This window comes from Methylicorpusculum oleiharenae (assembly GCF_009828925.2).
Classification (GTDB): domain Bacteria; phylum Pseudomonadota; class Gammaproteobacteria; order Methylococcales; family Methylomonadaceae; genus Methylicorpusculum; species Methylicorpusculum oleiharenae.
Map to the genome: position 1 here is coordinate 2,511,472 of NZ_WUTY02000001.1, position 15,990 is coordinate 2,527,461.

General features: G+C 46.3%; 12 protein-coding genes. 7 read left to right on the plus strand and 5 right to left on the minus strand.

Annotated features, from left to right (window positions below):
• Positions 1-27: 27 nt before the first annotated feature.
• A complete protein-coding gene (locus GO003_RS11380) occupies positions 28-693 on the plus strand; it encodes a VPLPA-CTERM sorting domain-containing protein (RefSeq protein WP_159655135.1) in 666 nt (221 codons plus the stop codon).
• A 74-nt stretch (positions 694-767) separates the two neighbouring features.
• Here the strand turns inward: GO003_RS11380 and GO003_RS11385 are convergent, their stop codons facing one another.
• Both GO003_RS11385 and GO003_RS11390 read right to left on the minus strand, forming a co-directional pair.
• On the minus strand, positions 768-1,325 hold the full coding sequence (locus GO003_RS11385) for a DUF1415 domain-containing protein (protein WP_159655137.1): 558 nt from the start codon (positions 1,323-1,325) through the stop codon (positions 768-770).
• Between the two features lie 57 nt (positions 1,326-1,382).
• Positions 1,383-1,835, minus strand: coding sequence for a CBS domain-containing protein (locus tag GO003_RS11390; RefSeq protein ID WP_231088950.1), 453 nt, complete (start codon positions 1,833-1,835; stop codon positions 1,383-1,385).
• A gap of 215 nt (positions 1,836-2,050) precedes the next feature.
• On the opposite strand from GO003_RS11390, the gene adk reads away from it, so the two are divergent.
• The 5 genes from adk (at position 2,051) to GO003_RS11415 (ending at position 8,788) form a co-directional block, all read left to right on the plus strand.
• Positions 2,051-2,689 carry an adenylate kinase gene (gene adk, locus GO003_RS11395; RefSeq protein WP_159655141.1) on the plus strand — a complete coding sequence of 213 codons (639 nt, stop codon included), beginning with the start codon at positions 2,051-2,053 and terminating at the stop codon, positions 2,687-2,689.
• A gap of 85 nt (positions 2,690-2,774) precedes the next feature.
• Positions 2,775-4,187: a 3-isopropylmalate dehydratase large subunit gene (leuC, locus tag GO003_RS11400; protein WP_159655235.1), complete on the plus strand. Its 1,413-nt coding sequence runs from the start codon at positions 2,775-2,777 to the stop codon at positions 4,185-4,187.
• 4 nt (positions 4,188-4,191) lie between these two features.
• On the plus strand, positions 4,192-4,833 hold the full coding sequence (gene leuD / locus GO003_RS11405) for a 3-isopropylmalate dehydratase small subunit (RefSeq protein ID WP_159655143.1): 642 nt from the start codon (positions 4,192-4,194) through the stop codon (positions 4,831-4,833).
• A gap of 198 nt (positions 4,834-5,031) precedes the next feature.
• Complete coding sequence (locus GO003_RS11410; protein WP_159655145.1) at positions 5,032-6,054, plus strand: aspartate-semialdehyde dehydrogenase; 1,023 nt, start codon at positions 5,032-5,034, stop codon at positions 6,052-6,054.
• 70 nt (positions 6,055-6,124) lie between these two features.
• The gene (locus tag GO003_RS11415) at positions 6,125-8,788 is read left to right on the plus strand and encodes a FimV/HubP family polar landmark protein (protein WP_159655147.1); all 2,664 of its coding nucleotides are present in this window, start codon (positions 6,125-6,127) and stop codon (positions 8,786-8,788) included.
• Positions 8,789-8,913: 125 nt separating this feature from the next.
• Here the strand turns inward: GO003_RS11415 and GO003_RS11420 are convergent, their stop codons facing one another.
• The gene (locus tag GO003_RS11420) at positions 8,914-9,357 is read right to left on the minus strand and encodes a hypothetical protein (RefSeq protein WP_206444641.1); all 444 of its coding nucleotides are present in this window, start codon (positions 9,355-9,357) and stop codon (positions 8,914-8,916) included.
• 1,256 nt (positions 9,358-10,613) lie between these two features.
• Here GO003_RS11420 and GO003_RS11425 point away from each other — a divergent pair.
• Positions 10,614-10,946 (plus strand): DUF1820 family protein, encoded by a 333-nt coding sequence (locus GO003_RS11425; RefSeq protein WP_159655149.1) that lies wholly within the window; start codon positions 10,614-10,616, stop codon positions 10,944-10,946.
• Positions 10,947-10,983: 37 nt separating this feature from the next.
• Here GO003_RS11425 and GO003_RS11430 read toward each other — a convergent pair whose 3' ends face one another.
• Both GO003_RS11430 and nifJ read right to left on the minus strand, forming a co-directional pair.
• On the minus strand, positions 10,984-12,003 hold the full coding sequence (locus GO003_RS11430) for a dihydroorotate dehydrogenase-like protein (RefSeq protein ID WP_159655151.1): 1,020 nt from the start codon (positions 12,001-12,003) through the stop codon (positions 10,984-10,986).
• Positions 12,000-15,596, minus strand: coding sequence for a pyruvate:ferredoxin (flavodoxin) oxidoreductase (nifJ, locus tag GO003_RS11435; protein WP_159655153.1), 3,597 nt, complete (start codon positions 15,594-15,596; stop codon positions 12,000-12,002). The genes GO003_RS11430 and nifJ overlap by 4 nt, the downstream gene beginning before the upstream one ends.
• Positions 15,597-15,990: the final 394 nt, after the last annotated feature.

Here is a 15,990-nt window from a genome sequence, read left to right on the forward strand (position 1 = left end):
TTGATGTTTATCAATCGGAGTCCTTGTATGAAAAAAATTACCCCTGGTAGCGCGATGCTCGCGGGCTTATTAATGGCAAGTGCCGGTTCTGCAAGTGCAGGCACTGTAACATTTAATGATTTTGTTCAATACGGTTCTGATGCTGTCAATTATGTTGTCACTATTGACCACCTTACTGACACTTTCACTGTCAATGTCAAAATTGCCGATAACAGTCCAAATACCGGCGATATTCTGGGTATCGCATTTGACTTGAACAATGGGTTTATAGCCAACAATTTAGCTATAAAAGGTGACGATATTGAAAAAGTTGGTTTTAATACTCTGAACAATGGGGGTGGCAACAATTTCCAGGGTTCTGGCGACAATTTGTTTTCCAATGGTACGCCTGATGTACTGTTGACAATTGGAGATCCGGGTTCGCGTTCGGGTTTGATTACCCAAACCAGTTTTACATTTGCCAGCTCGGGTAAAATTTTGGAAGAGGTATTCTTAGGCACTGCATTCGGTATCAGAGCTCAGTCAGTAGGGCCAGGCCCCAATGGTGGCAGTGGCAGCTCTAAAGACATAGCCTTCATCACTCCTGATGAAGGCTCGCCTGTTCCTATCCCCGCAGCTGTGTGGTTTATGGGTACGGGTTTGTTGGGTTTGTTTGGTTTTGCCCGGGCACGTAAAACGTCTGTTGCTGCTTGATCAACTTTGCTGATAAGAATTTTCACGTGTGACTAAAAAGCCCGCCCTTGCATTCAAGGGCGGGCTTTTTATTTTCAAGCGTTTTTGTTTTTCGCGCAACAGGCCGCCAGGCGTTTTTGCATTTGCTCCAAACCTAAATTCCGGGTCAAAGCTATATTGTTTTCGGGGATTAAACTTGCGTCAGGATGTTGTGCTATCGCCATTTCCAGGTCGCTCTCTCTCAGCAGGTGCAGCATGGGATAAGGTGACCGGTTGGTATAATTGGCAGGATCGTTGTCATCACAGCCATCAAAACGGTAATCAGGATGAAAGCTTGCCAGTTGATAAATACCTTCATAACCGTTATCGATCAGTAAGTCCTCGGCCAAGCCGAGTAAATCCAGGTAGTCATCGAATTCAGAGAAAGCCTCGGCATAAATCAGCAAGGTTGTCGCGATATCGGGTTTTTGATCCAACTGTTTAAACTCTTCAAGCAACAGATCAAGGCAATAAGCGGGATTGAGCTCAAAGCAGATGCTGTAACGAATGCGTTTTTGTTCATGGACTTTACGGGCGAAAGGGCACAGATTTAAGCCGATGACGACGGTCTCCAGCCAATGCCGGGTTTGTTCAGTTATTGCTTCGGGAGACACATGTTTCTACTTTGAAAAAGGAATAAAAAAGCCCCGAAGGGCTTTTTGTTTTAAAGCTTAAGTATGGCTGACGCCTTCAGAAATGCGTTCTTCGCGCGCTTCATTGGCTTTTTGAATCTTTGCAAAAACCCTCAGAATATCCGTTGCCGATACAATGCCGACTAATTTATGATTCTGGTCAACCACAGGTAATGCGCCTACTTTGTTTTCAGCCATAATTGCGGCCGCTTCTGACGCATAGGTTTCAGGGTTAACGGTTAATACGCCCCGGCGCATAATGTGCTGAACTTTTTGGGGAATCACATGGAGTAAAGTTGATCCTTCAACCGGTTCAATCGATTTGGAATTGCTTTTAGGCCCCAGCGCTTTGTATAAATCCCTGTCAGAGACAATGCCAATCACTTTACCTTTTTCTGTCACAGGTAAATGCCTGACTTTTTCGTAATGGATCAAGAAAAAGACGCGATCAACCATGTCATGCTGGTCAACCGTGAATACTTTAGTTGTCATTAAATCTGCAACGCGCATGTAACTTTACTCCTAAGTTTTATAAAACCGGCTAAGAATAGGGAAATAATCATATTTTTACAAGAGTTAATAGATGTTCTGATATAAAATGGACCGTTTAATTCTATTGACTTTCTGCTTATGTATAGGCGCAGTATTTTTACTTTACATCAGTCTGAACGTTTCCAAATACAATAATAACCACATTGGAGTTAGTTATGCGCATCATTCTTTTGGGCAGTCCAGGTTCCGGCAAGGGAACTCAGGCCCAGTTTATTACCGAACGATTCAAGATTCCTCAAATTTCGACCGGTGACATGCTTCGTGCGGCAGTGCGCGAAGGCACACCCTTGGGGATTGAAGCTAAAAAGGTAATGGATGCGGGCGGTTTGGTTTCCGATGATATTATTTTGGGCCTCATCAAAGAACGCATTACGCAGCCCGATTGCAGCAATGGTTTTTTACTGGATGGTTTTCCCCGAACGATTGCTCAGGCGGAAGGTTTGATGACCATGGGTGTGGTGATCGATCAGGTCATAGAAATCGTCGTTGAAGATGAAGACATTGTCAAACGAATGAGCGGCAGACGGGTTCACCCTGGATCAGGCCGAACCTACCATATCGAATTTAATCCGCCCAAAACTGAGGGGGTTGATGATGTGACAGGTGAGTCTTTGATTCAGCGTGATGATGACAAAGAAGAAACCGTTCGCAAGCGTTTGAGTGTCTATCATGAACAAACCAAGCCTTTGGTGGGTTTTTACTCGGCTCCGGAACGCTCCAACCGCTTTGCTTCCATTGAGGGGGTAGGCACCGTAGATCAAATTACTCAGAAAGTATTTGCCATATTGAGCTGATTAAATGGTTTCCGGTTTAACCGCTAAACGGTTTACCGGTGTTTTTCTTCGTTGCCGGCAGTCCGGCGTAATTATTGATAAAGCTATGTCAGGTAAAACTTTATACGACAAATTATGGGACGATCATGTGGTCTATACGGACGACGATGGTTCCGCGTTGATTTATATTGATCGCCAATTGGTCCATGAGGTCACTTCGCCCCAAGCCTTTGAAGGACTTCGTTTGGCAGGGCGTCAGACGTGGCGCAGATCCAGAAATCTGGCAGTTGCCGACCATAACGTGCCCACAACCGATAGAGATAAGGGTATTGCCGATCCGATTTCGCGTTTACAAGTTGAAACGCTGGATAAAAATTGCACGGAATTTGGCATCACCGAATTTAATATGACGGATATCAGGCAGGGTATCGTACATGTTGTCGGGCCCGAGCAAGGGGCGACCTTGCCGGGTATGACGGTTGTCTGCGGTGATTCCCATACCTCAACGCACGGTGCTTCTGGGGCGCTGGCGTTCGGTATCGGAACTTCGGAAGTAGAACATGTGCTGGCTACGCAATGTCTTGTGCAGAAAAAAGCCAAGAACCTGCTGATCAAGGTTGAAGGTCAAGTCGGGCCGGGTGTGACTGCAAAAGATATCGTGCTGGCAATCATCGGTAAAATAGGCACGGCAGGCGGAAACGGCTACACCATTGAGTTTGCCGGTTCAGCCATCAGAGCCTTGTCAATGGAAGGGCGTATGACTGTCTGTAATATGGCGATTGAAGCGGGTGCGCGAGCAGGTTTGATCGGCGTTGATGAAATTACCATCGATTATTACCGTGACAGACCTTTTGCTCCGAAAGGAAGCAACTGGTTTATGGCTGAACGCTTGTGGCGTTTGCTTCATTCGGATGCCGATGCAGTGTTCGATAAAGTGGTCGAACTGGATGCAACGCAAATCAAGCCGCAGGTGACCTGGGGAACCTCGCCTGAATTAGTCGTGCCTGTTGATGCTTCCGTGCCTGATCCCAGTCTTGAAACCGATGCGGTCAAAAAAGAGAGCATGTTGCGAGCTTTGCAATACATGGACCTTAAAGCCGGTCAGCCAATAACCGGCATTTACCTCGATAAAATATTCATTGGTTCTTGCACCAACTCGCGTATTGAAGATTTGCGGGCGGCGGCTGAAGTGGCAAAAGGAAAAAAAGTAGCAGCCACTATCAAATTGGCAATGGTCGTTCCGGGGTCCGGTCTGGTTAAGCAGCAGGCTGAAGCCGAAGGCCTGGATAAAGTGTTTATGGAAGCGGGTTTTGAATGGCGTGATCCGGGCTGTTCGATGTGTCTGGCGATGAATGCCGATAAACTGGAACCCGGTGAGCGTTGTGCTTCAACCTCTAACCGAAATTTTGAAGGCCGGCAGGGATACGGAGGCAGAACGCATCTGGTCAGTCCCGCAATGGCTGCAGCCGCAGCGATCGCAGGCCATTTCGTTGATGTCAGCAAGCTGAGCAGGAACTAAATCGATGAAACCATTTACCCGACTAACTTCATTAGTGGCTCCGCTAGACAGGGCAAACGTTGATACCGACGCGATCATTCCTAAACAGTTTCTAAAATCTATCCGACGTTCAGGTTTTGGTCCTTTTCTTTTCGATGAATGGCGTTATCTGGATAGAGGCGAGCCTGAGATGGATTGTACCCATCGGCCTGTAAATCCGGATTTTGTTTTGAACCAACCGGAGTACCAAGGTGCGGAAATATTGTTGACACGGGAGAATTTCGGCTGCGGATCTTCTCGAGAACATGCCCCTTGGGCACTTGAGGACTTTGGCTTTAGAGCGATTGTCGCAACCAGTTTTGCCGATATTTTTTATAACAACTGCTTTAAAAATGGTCTGTTGCCGATTGTTCTCAATAGCGGCATCGTTGATGATTTGTTTAATGAACAGGATAAAGGCTATCAATTGACCATTGATCTTGATACTCAAACGATAACTACGCCCAGCGCTAAAGTAATATCATTCGAGATTGATGCAGCCCGAAAATACCGACTTTTAAATGGTTTGGATGATATAGCCTTAACACTGCTGCAGGCCGATTCAATCAAAGCCTATGAAGTTGAGCGTGCAAAACGGGCGCCCTGGTTATTTACTGACTGCTTATAAGATTAACCTGAGAGCGTATAACTCCATTACGTTGGAGTTAATGCTTTAAAAATCAGGCCACAAGAGACACATTGATCGTTCAAACAGTAATAATGCTTTAGATGCCGGGGTGCTTATAGATTCTAAAGCCATAATTAGCGTCTGCATGACCGAGCAGGTGATGCAGATATATCCGCATTAACACACGAGTAATAAACAATGACAAAACTTTATAACGTCGCAGTCGTAGGTGCAACAGGCGCTGTCGGTGAAGCGATGCTATCGATATTAGAAGAACGCAATTTTCCGGTGGGTGAGGTCTATGCGCTGGCCAGCAGCCGTTCCGAAGGAAAACGAATCCATTTTAAAGGCTCCTATTTAAAAGTACAGGATTTAGCCGATTTTGATTTTTCCAAAGTACAAATCGGCTTGTTTTCTCCAGGCGCCTCAGTGTCGGCTGAATATGCGCCCAAAGCTGCAGCTGCGGGTTGTATCGTGATAGATAACACGTCACAGTTCCGTTATGACGATGACATTCCTTTGGTGGTTCCTGAAGTCAATGCTCATAGAATTGCCGATTATAAAAACAGAGGCATAATAGCCAACCCAAATTGTTCAACGATTCAAATGTTGGTTGCGTTAAAACCGATTTATGACGCGGTGGGCATTGATCGCATCAATGTATGCACTTATCAGGCTGTCTCAGGAACGGGCAAAGAGGCCATCGAGGAATTGGTTCAGCAGACAGCTGCGTTATTAAACGGCAAACCGGCTCAGTCATCGGTTTATCCTAAACAGATCGCATTTAACGTGTTGCCGCAAATTGATGTTTTCATGGATAACGGCTATACCAAAGAAGAAATGAAAATGGTTTGGGAAACGCGAAAAATCATGGAGGATGAAAACATTCAGGTCAATCCTACTGCTGTTCGGGTTCCTGTTTTCTATGGGCATTCCGAAGCAGTCCATATTGAGACACGCAAAAAAATCGATGTTGATACCGTGAGAAAGTTACTCGCCCGTGCGCCTGGCGTTACGGTAATGGACGCGCGTAAGGATGGCGGTTACCCAACGGCAGTAACCGAATCCTCTGGACATGATAATGTTTTTGTAGGCCGTATCAGGGAAGATATTTCGCACCCATTGGGTTTGGATCTGTGGGTAGTCGGGGATAACGTTAGGAAAGGTGCGGCCTTGAACAGCGTGCAAATAGCCGAAGAGCTGGTAAAAAATTACATCTAAGCTAAGCTTATTTCTGTATTTGGCCGATCCGAGTTTAGACAGTGGTAAATGTGTATAGAAGGAGAACAATGTGCGCAATTTGACTAGAACTTTAGCGCTTGTATCGTTGCTGACACCTACAAGCGCGCTCCCATTAGGGTTAGGGGAGATCAAATTGCACTCAGCTCTGAATCAGAATTTAAACGCTGAAATTGCACTGCAACTTTCAGGTGATGAAAATGCATCGGATATTCAAGTTAAACTGGCATCACCGGACAAGTTCGATGAGGCCGGTTTATCTTGGGCGGGTTTTCTTTCCAAGATCAGGTTTGATCTGATTACCAAGCCTAATGGGGCTGTTGTTGTCAGGTTGACTTCATCCGAGGCCTTAAGAGAGCCTTTTTTGGATTTCCTGCTTCAGGTCACTTGGCCTAAAGGCAGTATATACCGTGAATTTACTGTTCTGGTTGATCCTCCTGCAACCTATCAACAGGCCGTAGTTCCTGTTTTTTCCGCTCCTGTATCCCGTCGTGAGTCGTCAGCAAGATCAGCTGAGGACTACGAATACACGCCAAGACCAAGACGCCCTTCCAAACCTGCCGATCCTAATGTCTATGGACCAGTCGGCCGTTCCGATACGTTATGGACAGTCGCATCAAAAATAAACCGGGCAAAAGAAGCTTCAGTAGAACAGGTCATGATGGCCTTATTTGAAGCGAATCCTCAGGCTTTCTTTAAGGACAATGTCAATGCGTTGACAGCCGGAACCCGGCTTAAAATTCCAAGTAAAGATGTCATATTGAAACTGAGCAGGCAGGATGCAATTGCTGAGTTTCAAAAACATAATCAGGCCTGGAAAAGCGGGCTAAGCCGGCAAAGCGTTGAAGTTGAAAAACCGGTGCAGGAAGCTGTTGAAAACGAATTAAAACTGGTTGCTCCAACGGCTGTTGATGTGGCTGATACGGACAATGTAGTCAGTGGCAATCAGGAGGACGGAAGTGTCAAAGACTCCGTTTCTCCGTCGTCAGCAACAGGTCTGGCAGCTACGCAGGACAAGGCTCAGTCAGATCTGCAGGTCAGAATGGAGAAGCTTGAACAACAATTGGCGGTTATGCAACAGTTGCTGGCATTGAAAGACGAGCAACTTGCAGCCTTACAAAATAAGGAAAAAGCTTCAGAAACCCAACCTGTCACTGTTGAACCGAATAAGATCGGCGAACCGGTTGTTGTGATTCCTACCCCTTCTCAGCCGCAACCTGTACCGATTGCAAAACCGGCTCCTGTTAAACCCAAACCATTACCGGTTAAAGCGCCTGAGCCGGAAACGAGCTTTTTCTCTGACTACTATTACGAACTTCTCACGCTGCTTGGACTAGGCGTATTGGGTGGCGTTGGTTGGTACGGCTTAAGAAAACGCCAGTCCCAGGCTGAAGAAGAAATTCATAGCATGTTCGCCGCCTCATCCGAGATCAGTTTGCCTGATTTAGAAGAGCAGCTTAATGTGCCTTCTATAGAAGATGCCTCAAATTATGATGTCGGCACCGTGGGCGAGAGTTCGTTTTTAAGTGAATTCACGCCCAGTGATTTCGATGCTTTCGACACGGATCAACATGAAGTTGATCCAATATCCGAAGCGGATGTTTATTTGGCTTACGGCCGCTATCAGCAAGCTGAGGAGTTAATTCGTCATGCTATTTCTGATGCCCCTGACAATAATGTACTGAAATTAAAATTGCTGGAAATTTTTTATGCCAATGAAAACAAAGAGGCATTTGAACATTACGTTAGCGAGTTAAAACGTTCTAGCAAACAGGAAGACAAAGACTTTTGGGCTAAAGTCAATGAGATGGCTAGTGAAATAAGTCCCGGCAACGGTATCCCTGCGTCCGGTTTAGCAAGCAAAAATGAAGTGCCGGAGGATCTTGATTTCGGCACAGACTTTACTTCTGAATTAGAAGCGCTGGCTGCAATGGAGCAGGACGATGTTCCTGTCAGTCAGGTTGAGACTAAAGAAGAAGATGCTTATGACTTTGATCTACCGGTTTTCGATAAAACAGACTTGAAAACACCGCATACCCTAAAAGATGAAAATGTAACCGATGGGGACGACGGTCTGGATTTTGACTTTAACTTAAGTGAATTTGAAAATATTGACTCAATTTCAGTAGCCAAGAAAAGTCAGGATAAAACAGAGATTCAAGATAATTCAATTGAATTTGATTTTACCGCCATTAACGATTCATCAGAGAGTGATTCAACGAAAGATGACGCACCTTATGCTGCCGATATAGAAAGTTTTGATTTTGATTTTAGTGTTCCTGAATTTGACAGCAGTGATACCAAGAGTCCGGCACCCAATGGGGAGGATAAACTTCCTCCCGAGTTAAACTTTGATTTATCTGTTCTGCCTGATTTCAGCAAGAAGGAAAGTCCGGAAGTACCAAGCGCAGTCAATTTATCTGAGGATGGCGCTTCGAATGAAAATGAAGAATTTGATTTTAATTTTAACTTTGATTTTGATGAGGATAAAAAGCCGGAGAAGGTGAACGATGATAGTTCAGTTTCGTTAGACCTGGATTTTGGTGTTTCTGATCTCACGGATATGGATGAATTTGAAACTAAGATAGATTTGGCACGAGCCTATATTGATATGGGTGATGCCGAAGCCGCGATGGGACTGGCAAACGAAGTCGTCCTGAACGGCAATCCGGAACAGAAAAAGCAAGCTCAAGCCATATTGGATAAACTCGGCTAGCCATAAAAAATGCGACTTTAGACGCGTTAGACCAAAACAAAAAAAGTCCGGAAGGGCTTTTTTTGTTTTCAGGACTATGATGGCAAAACAGCGTAGAAAATAAAAGGCCTGAGCCAGACCTGCTTTTATGCCGCCAATGTTTCTATGATATTTCCCCGTCGCTGTAATACTGTAATGCCTTGTTCTAACGCCATCCGCTTAACATCTTCTTCTATGGCAAAACTCGCTAATGCTAAATGAATTTTATAGTCCTGGTATTCAGGAAATAATTTTATAAAATTAGCCAGTTTACGGCCTAATAAACAGTCTATATCTCTAGGATGTAATCGATATTTAACCTCTACAATAAATACGTCTTTACCATTGACCAGCAATATGCCGTATTCTTCTTCAATATCACCTTTGCTTCGTGTAACATTTTTCTCAATAAAATCAAACTGAATACCGTTGATTTCCAGCTTGTGTTTTAGCGAATTGTAATAAAACTCTTCGGCAACTTTGCCTTGATTATTACCGACTCCCCCATACATATCGGCCAGTTTGCTCAATTTAACATCTGTCTTAGCCAACAGCGCATCCGTCTTGGCCAGTTGCGCGTCAGTTTTAGCCAGTTGGGCATCTGTCTTAGCCAGCTGCGCATCCGTTTTGGTTTGCGACAGACAGCGCTAAATTAGCAACAATTTCACGTAATTCATCATCGGTCATAGCAACTTGCCTAATAGTGATTAAGTCATTGCGGCCATTATAGCGATTGGTCATTGCTAATCAAATTTAAACAATTTACATCTAAAGGCATGACTAAAATGCTTGATTGCAAGACCTGAATTCAGGATCCCTGATCCTTATTTTTATTGATTCGCGATCATCTGATCACCCGTCTATAGTTTTGGGCCAACTCTGAATAGCGGCTTTGTAGCCTTGTAGGTCGGGCACATGCTTTTCGTGCCCGACATTACAATATTTCAATGTGGAAACGATTTGTGGTTTTACATCTGCCATTTTATCATTGAAGACCGCAATGTCGGGCAACGATAAAACTGTTGCCCGACCTACGCTTGGATTGTTTATATGCAATATTGCCGCGCCAAAAAGCCTTGTAGGTCGGGCACATGCTTTTCGTGCCCGACATTACAATATTTCAATGTGGAAACGATTTGTGGTTTTACATCTGCCATTTTATCATTGAAGACCGCAATGTCGGGCAACGATAAAACTGTTGCCCGACCTACGCTTGGATTATCTATATGCAATATTGCCGCGCCAAAACGTCGAGAGCTAACTATTTTTTCTGATGTGACTTTCCGTCGACGTAAAATTCTGTTCGAACCGGAAAACCCTGCGTTGTTGCGAGCGGCATTCCCTATGTCAAAAATGCGCCATCCATTTAGTATCGACTCAAGTGCTGTCACTTGCGGCGTAACGCAGTGGTCCGCTTACTGCCGATAGTCAACGCTCAATATGGCTGAATTTTACTCTCATCAAGCCCTCTTCAAACAACATCCAAACAGTCGCGTTCAGGCATTTGAAAACACAAGACTCAGGTCGCGCATCAAGAAAAATAAGGACGGTGACTGAGGTTATTGTCCACAAGCCCATGGTTTCTTTATTATGGACCTGACATTATTGTGGTGTTTTTATTTTCAGGGCTATGATCAAACTCGCTTTGTCAGCTTAAGACCGGTATTATCTTGCAAGTACAGCCCAATACACATGACTAATCTGTATCAAAAATGAATCCCGGATTCACTTTTGATACAGGGTAAAGTTCAGTATTCGATGGTTGTAGAACATTCGAGTTAGACCCCTTTATTAACTACTTTTTGAAATGTCGGATAAACACTTATACAAGGTTGTTTTTGTCAATCAAGACCAGATCTATGAAATCTATGCTAAAAATGTTTATCAAAGCGATATCTATGGCTTCGTGACGGTAGAAGACTTCGTCTTTGGTGAGAAAAGCTCCATTTTGATTGATCCTACAGAGGAAAAATTAAGGTCAGAGTTTGAAAACGTTAATTGCTCCTTTATACCGATGCACAAAATAATTCGGATTGATCAGGTCAAAAAACGTGGACCGGCCAAAATATTCGCCGGAGAATCAGAAGCCGCTACGGCGGGAAATGTATCCTCACTTTATCCCAGCGATAAAAAGAAGTGAATGACATCCGGCCATTGGTCATCCATTCAGTTGAGTGCTAGCTTCTGACCCCTTTCGACCGGCTGTAACCGTCAAGCAGGTTGATATAATTTGACCGTTCAAAAACCTGCGGATTTGAGATTTGTTTTTGGCTCAATAAGCCTTTGATTTCGGATACTGCCGCATATTCTCTGGTTTCCAGCCAGCGAGTCAGGTTCTCTTTTATAGTGCTCAGATAAGCTGGCCCGTGCTCAAGCAGGACTGAACATAACTGAATGGCATCGGCGCCGGCGAGCAGTAATTTCAACACATCGTTAGCATTATGCGCGCCGCTGGTTGTGGCCAGGGACAAATTGAGTTTTCCATAGAGTAACGCGACCCAGCGTAATGACAGTTGAATATCCGCTGAGCGAGACCATTGCAGTTGCGAGATGACTTGCAGCGTATCCAGATCAATATCGGGTTGGTAAAAGCGGTTAAACAATACCACACCATCGGCACCGGCCTGATCAAGCCGTTTAATAAAATGCGCCGGACTGCTGAAATAGGGCGAGAGTTTCATTGCAATTGGAATGGATACTTGTCGGCGCAAGGCTTCGAGCAATGATACATAACGCGATTCTATCGCTTCTCCGGATTCTTCAATCCGGCTGCTCAGATAATAGACATTTAATTCCAGAGCATCCGCGCCTGCTTCCTGAAGTAATTTACCGTGATCCACCCAGCCATCCAGCGAGACACCATTGAGGCTGGCAATCACCGGTATATCCAGCGCATTCTTTAATGCGCTCAGCTGGTTAAGGTACTGATCCAAGCCATGTTCAAACCGGTCATCAAAGGGCAGAAAACTATCCGCTTCACCAAAGCCTATCTCTTGATGGATCATGAATCGGGCGGTCTCCTCTTCCTGATGGCGCAGTTCTTCCTCAAACAACGAATACATGACAATCGCTGCAGCACCTGCGTCCTCCAGTTGTCTGGCGCTATCAATGCTGCGCGATAGCGGCGAAGCCGAGGCAATCAGTGGATTGGTCAGTTTCAAGCCCAAATAGTCGGTGCTCAGATCGATGCTGTTCATGCTTTTTCTCCTTTGATATCGGCCTTCTTTTCAAAGAGCTTATCCGCCAAATCACGATAATACTGGTAACGTTTATTCACATCCTGTTGTGATTGGCGCATGAATTTTTCAGATTCGTCCGGATGGGTTCGGCTGAGCATGCTGAAGCGGGCTTCCGTCATCGCATAATCCCGGAAGGGGATGGATGGTTTCTGGCTGTCCAATTGCAACGGGTTGCGACCTGAATCGATGGCCCTAGGGTCGTATCGTAACAGCGGCCAATGTCCGGAACGGACGGCCATATCCTGTTGTCGCAGGTTGTTCGATAAGTCAACACCATGAGCAATACAGGGGCTGTAAGCAATGATCAATGATGTTCCGGGATAGGATTCGGCTTCAAGAAAAGCGCGCAGGGTCTGGGTGTCTTTTGCGCCGTATGCCACTTGCGCGACATACACTTGTTCATAATCAATGGCCAGCCTGGCAAGATCTTTTTTCGGCGTGCTTTTGCCCCCGGCAGAAAACTTTGCAATAGCGCCGCGCGGTGTCGATTTGGATGTTTGGCCGCCGGTGTTGGAATAAACTTCGGTGTCCAGTAACAGAATATTCACATTGCGTCCCGCCGCGAAAACATGATCCAAACCGCCAAAACCGATATCATATCCCCAGCCGTCGCCGCCTATGATCCAGACACTGCGTTTAATCAACGTGTCGATGACGCTCAACAGGTATTTGGGCGAGTCTCCCGGCAAGTCAGCCAGTTTGTGTTTTAATCGTTCGACCCGTTCACGTTGCTCATAAATACCCGCCTCATCATTTTGATCTGCGTGTAGAGTGGCATCTACCAGTTCTGCACCGGCCATTTCGCGTAACGAAGACAGTAATTCGGCCGCATACTCTCTTTGTTTATCGATGGCTATGCGCATGCCCAAGCCGAATTCAGCGTTGTCCTCGAAGAGTGAGTTAGCCCAGGCCGGTCCACGGCCTTGTGCATTTTTTGTCCACGGTGTTGTCGGCAAATTGCCGCCGTAAATCGATGAACAGCCGGTTGCATTGGCGACGACCATGCGGTCGCCGAATAACTGGGTTGCGAGGCGAATATAAGGGGTTTCACCACAGCCGACGCAGGCACTTGAAAACTCAAACAATGGTTGCAAATGCATGGCTTCAGGGATTTTGTTGTGATGCAATGCGGTACGGGCATAGTCAGGCAGATGCTCGAAGAAATCCCAGTTGATGCTTTCCTGTTCACGCAAGGGGGGGTGGGGGGCCATATTCAAGGCTTTGCGATCAGGATTTTCCCGGTCGCGAATCGGGCAGACTTCAACGCAAAGGTTACACCCGGTACAGTCCTCAGGAGAGACCTGATAACTGATCTGAAGGCCGTTGCCAAAGGCTTTGCTTAGCACCGGAACATGCTTGAACGTCTCGGGTGCATCGGCAACGCTGTCATCGGTAAATAATTTACTGCGAATGACCGAATGGGGACAAACGAATACACACTTGCCGCATTGCGTACAAATATCCGGCTCCCAAACCGGAATCTGTAATGCCAGATTACGCTTATCCAGGCGGGAAGTGCCGGTAGGAAATGTGCCGTCAGCGGAAAATCGGCTGACCGGGATGGCGTCACCCCGTCCGGACATGATTTCGCCGGTAACTTCACGTATGAAAGACGGCGCATCGTCTGAGACAGAATGCGGTATTTCATGAGTGCTGCTGACTTGAGCCGGAACGGCGACTTTGTGGAGTCCGGCCAGTGCCGCGTCTATGGCTTTTAGATTGGCATCCAGAATCCATTTTCCGGCTTTTGCATAGGTTTTTTGTACCGCATTCTTGATTGCGTCAATGGCTTCTGTTTTGGGAATAATACTGACCAGGGCAAAAAAGCAGCTCTGCATGACGGTATTGATCAAGCGACCCATGCCGGAGGCTTGAGCGATGGCATATGCATCGATCACATAAAACTCGATTTGCTTTTCTATCAGCGCGGTTTGCATGGAACGGGGCAATGAAGACCACACTTCTTCAACCGGTAAAGCGGTGTTTAGCAAAAAAACGCTGCCGGGGGCGGCTTTATCCAGCATCGGGTAACGCTCCAGAAAAACCGGCTGGTGGCAAGCGACAAAGCGGGCTTCGTGATCTTCGATCAGATAACTGGAGCGAATCTTATCGCTGCCAAAGCGCAAATGTGAAACGGTCACCGCACCGGCTTTTTTGGAATCGTAAACAAAATAACCTTGAGCGTAGCCTTGGGTTTTATCGCCGATAATTTTTATTGAATTTTTATTCGCGCTGACCGTGCCGTCACTGCCTAAGCCATAAAAAATAGCACTGAACGTTTGTTTGGACGCATCGCTTCTGAATGACGGATCCCAGGACAGGCTGGTATGGCTGACATCATCGATAATACCGATCGTAAACGGTTGCTTGGGCTGAGTCCGGCTCAATTCATCATAGATGGCCTTGACCATGCCCGGTGTAAATTCTTTGGATGATAAACCGTAGCGGCCTCCGATAACCCGGGGTAAGCGGCTAAAACGCGGATTATCGTTCATCTGATCCTGCGCCACAGCGGTGATCACATCTTTATAAAGAGGCTCTCCATCGGCTCCGGGTTCCTTGGTTCTATCCAAAACCGCAATGCTCCGAACCGTTGAAGGAAGTGCCGCCAGCAAAGCTTCCGGACAAAATGGCCGGTACAGCCGGACTTTCAACAGGCCGTTCTTTTCACCGCTTTCGTTCAGGTGATACAGCGTTTCTTCAACGGTTTCAGCGCCCGAGCCCATCAGGATGATGACTTTATCGGCATCGGCAGGGCCTGTGTAGTCAAAAATATGATAATGACGGCCGGTTAATGCGGCGAAGCGATCCATGATTTCTTGAACAATACCCGGCATGGCTTGATAGAAAGGTGTCACCGACTCCCGCGCCTGAAAGAATACATCAGGGTTTTGTGTGCTGCCGCGTAACACCGGGTGTTCCGGCGACAATGCCCGCTGGCGGTGTGCCTGAACAAAATCGTCATCGATCAGCGCCCGCACGGTTTCGTTACTGACCGGCTCTATACTGGCGACCTCATGGGAAGTTCTGAAACCGTCAAAGAAATGGAGGATAGGGATGCGGGCTTTAAGCGTTGCCGCTTGAGCAATCAATGCAAAATCCATGACCTCTTGAACGGAATTGGAGGCCAGGAATGCAAAGCCTGTCGCCCGTGCCGACATCACATCGCTGTGGTCGCCAAAAATGGACAAAGCCTGACTCGCTATAGACCTTGCCGCGATATGAAAAACGGCCGGAGTCAGTTCTCCGGCAATCTTGTACATATTGGGAATCATCAGCAGCAAGCCCTGGGAAGCGGTAAACGTAGTTGCCAGCGCGCCATTCTGTAATGCGCCGTGAATAGCCCCGGCGGCCCCACCTTCGCTTTGCATTTCTATGACGCTGGGTGTCGTGCCCCAGATGTTTTTGCGATTTTCTGAAGCCCATTTGTCGGCTAATTCGCCCATGGGTGAAGCGGGAGTGATGGGGTAAATGGCAATGACTTCGTTGGTTAAATAAGCGACATGGGCTGCCGCTTCATTGCCGTCAATGGTGATTTTAGAGTTATGCATAGCAGCCATCCTTTTAATGCGGGTTAGACCTTAGTCATACCGGGAATTGGCGATGCAAAAAATTAATCAGAATAGACGTTGATTAATCAGGTATCGCCACAATCAGCAGATATTTCCATAAAGTCATTACCACAGCTGCTTGCTATTAGGGCAGGCAAATAGGCAGATTATGCATAGATAAACAATCTGCCTTGTTGGCTAAGACTTTATTGCACAAGGTTTACAACATAAAGAAATTATATCCATCGTAGATCGAAATTCGGCACCGGGGTGTCCGTCAAAGGACGCCGTAAAACCATCCATGTAGGCAAAGCCTTTGCCGAACAACCCGTTGCCTCCTTAGGCACTGCCTAAATTTGAAGTGCGAAAGGTATAAATTCAGACATATTAAACG

What these genes read in the sequence shown, in the direction of transcription:
- nifJ (WP_159655153.1), bottom strand. Translation starts at nt 15,596, where the DNA reads ATGCATAACTCTAAAATCACCATTGACGGCAATGAAGCGGCAGCCCAT.
- adk (WP_159655141.1), top strand. Translation starts at nt 2,051, where the DNA reads ATGCGCATCATTCTTTTGGGCAGTCCAGGTTCCGGCAAGGGAACTCAG.
- GO003_RS11380 (WP_159655135.1), top strand. Translation starts at nt 28, where the DNA reads ATGAAAAAAATTACCCCTGGTAGCGCGATGCTCGCGGGCTTATTAATG.
- leuD (WP_159655143.1), top strand. Translation starts at nt 4,192, where the DNA reads ATGAAACCATTTACCCGACTAACTTCATTAGTGGCTCCGCTAGACAGG.
- GO003_RS11430 (WP_159655151.1), bottom strand. Translation starts at nt 12,003, where the DNA reads ATGAACAGCATCGATCTGAGCACCGACTATTTGGGCTTGAAACTGACC.
- leuC (WP_159655235.1), top strand. Translation starts at nt 2,775, where the DNA reads ATGTCAGGTAAAACTTTATACGACAAATTATGGGACGATCATGTGGTC.
- GO003_RS11425 (WP_159655149.1), top strand. Translation starts at nt 10,614, where the DNA reads ATGTCGGATAAACACTTATACAAGGTTGTTTTTGTCAATCAAGACCAG.
- GO003_RS11410 (WP_159655145.1), top strand. Translation starts at nt 5,032, where the DNA reads ATGACAAAACTTTATAACGTCGCAGTCGTAGGTGCAACAGGCGCTGTC.
- GO003_RS11390 (WP_231088950.1), bottom strand. Translation starts at nt 1,835, where the DNA reads ATGACAACTAAAGTATTCACGGTTGACCAGCATGACATGGTTGATCGC.